Source organism: Mesorhizobium sp. M7A.F.Ca.CA.004.04.2.1 (assembly GCF_004022825.1).
Taxonomy (GTDB): domain Bacteria; phylum Pseudomonadota; class Alphaproteobacteria; order Rhizobiales; family Rhizobiaceae; genus Mesorhizobium.
Genome location: NZ_RZPH01001362.1, coordinates 1 through 1,239 on the forward strand (window position 1 = coordinate 1; position 1,239 = coordinate 1,239).

The 1,239-nt window shown below is 68.3% G+C and carries 1 protein-coding gene and 1 pseudogene; both read right to left on the reverse strand.

Annotated features, from left to right (window positions below; translation table 11 throughout):
* Positions 1-444, reverse strand: a pseudogene (locus EN893_RS34570) (4-hydroxy-tetrahydrodipicolinate reductase); the annotation flags it as partial.
* Positions 445-461: 17 nt separating this feature from the next.
* A partial coding sequence (locus EN893_RS34575; protein WP_164901412.1) for an ATP-dependent helicase occupies positions 462-1,239 on the reverse strand: 778 nt, incomplete at its 5' end.

Consider the following 1,239-nt stretch of genomic DNA (forward strand, 5'->3'; position numbering starts at 1 on the left):
GTGGCGATGGTGTGCCGCGACAATCTCCACGTCACAGTCATCGGGATCGTGTGCCCGCGCCGCCTGCTCGACCAGCCCGACCAGCATGTTGAGCCCGAGCGAAAAGCTGCCGGAGCGCACGATGGCAATCGTTTTCGCGGCGTCGGCGATAGCAGCCAATTCAGCAGCATCGAAGCCCGTCGACCCGATGACCAGGGACGGCCCGCCGCGCTCGGCGCAAATGCTGGCCAGATCAGCCGAGGCAGCCGGCGTGGTGAAGTCGATGACCAGGTCGGCCACGGCAAGCGCCTCGTCGCGGCTCACCAGCCCTTCGCCGATACTGCCCGGCCGGTGGAAGCGGGCGGCGAGCGCCAGCCGCGCGTCGCCCTGCATGGCGGACGCCATCCCGCGGCCCATGCGGCCCAGCGCACCCGCTATGGCGACCCTGACCGGTGGTTTCAACATGGGGCGCTATCCCGCAGCTATTTCCACATGCCGCGCATGCGCGCGCCGATGTCGACGCGCACCTCCGGCCGAGCCGCCCTGCCCTGTGCCGCCTGTGCGCTCGGCCAGGACACCTGCTGGAACGCAGCCAGGATCGAAGCCGGGATGAAGCGGGTGCGCGAGGCATAGAGATGGCGGTCGCCGCGCGCCGCCTGGCCGTGCGGAAAGAAGCGTTGCGGCATGACCAGGTTGAGATTGTCCTTGGCTCGCGTCATCGCCACGTAAAGCAGCCGGCGCTCCTCCTCGATGTCCTCCTTGGTGCCGACGCCGAGATCGGCCGGGATACAGCCGTCGACCGTGTTGAGCACGAAGACGTTCTTCCATTCCTGGCCCTTGGCCGAATGGATGGTCGACAGGATCAGATAGTCCTCGTCGCGATGCGGCGGCCCGGCCTGGTCGCTGGTGGCGTCCGGCGGATCGAGCGTCAGTTCTGTCAGGAAGCGTTCGCGCGAGGCGTAGCCCGAGCCGATCTGCTCGAGTTGCAAGAGATCGGCGCGGCGCGTCGTTGCATCCTCGTGGATGCGCTCCAGATGCGGCTCGTACCACAGCCTGATCTGTTCGAGATCAGCAGGCCATTTGGCGCCGGCGCGCAGGCCGGAATAGAGCGAGACGAAGCCCGGCCAGTCATCGGCGGCGCGTTGCGGCGGACGCCAGCCGGCCAGCCCCATCGCCTCGTCCAGCGCCGTCGTCATGGGCTCGACGATCTGCGCGGCAGCCGAAGGGCCGATGCCCGGCATCAGCTGCAGCACGCGGAAG